The 507-nt window shown below is 25.8% G+C and carries 1 protein-coding gene and 1 pseudogene; both read left to right on the top strand.

Features of this window, described 5'->3' with window-relative positions; translation table 11 throughout:
- Positions 1-186: pseudogene (locus RSC39_RS12100) on the top strand (IS3 family transposase); the annotation flags it as partial.
- A gap of 130 nt (positions 187-316) precedes the next feature.
- The coding region (locus RSC39_RS12095; RefSeq protein ID WP_332537497.1) for a metallophosphoesterase at positions 317-507 on the top strand (191 nt) is incomplete at its 3' end.

The following is a 507-nucleotide window of genomic DNA, read 5'->3' as shown; positions in this document are numbered from 1 at the left end:
ATACAATGGGTAAATGATTATAACAATTCAGGTTCGTTCAAGGCCAAAGATAATCGAAGTGAAGAAGAAAATGAGCTAAATAAGCTATGCAAGGAAATTAAACAACTCCAAATGAAAAATGAAGTAATCTCAATATTTAGAGCAAGTAAAAATAATTATGGTTCAAGAAAAATAAAGATAAAATAAAATTTATGCAAAGGAAAATAATCATTTAGTAGAGAATATCTGATTAGTATTAGAGAACTTGTAAACTTAGGCTACTAAAGCAATACTTATATACTGTATTTACTAATTTTAAAAAATGGGAGGTTAACACATGAGATTTAAAATATTACATACTAATGATATTCATAGTAACTTTGAAAATTTTTCTAAAATAAGTACAAAAATAAAAGAGCTAAAAGATGAAAACACATTGATACTAGATGCAGGGGATTTTCATGATTTTAAAGATATTATGCTTGAAGGAACAAAAGGAATAGCTGGAGGAAAATTATTGTTAGAAGT

Origin of the sequence: Lactococcus sp. (assembly GCF_036648155.1) — a bacterium.
Taxonomy (GTDB): Bacteria; Bacillota; Bacilli; order Lactobacillales; family Streptococcaceae; genus Lactococcus; species Lactococcus cremoris.
The sequence above is the reverse complement of the archived record's forward strand: the minus strand, read 5'-3'. Positions and strand labels throughout refer to the sequence as shown.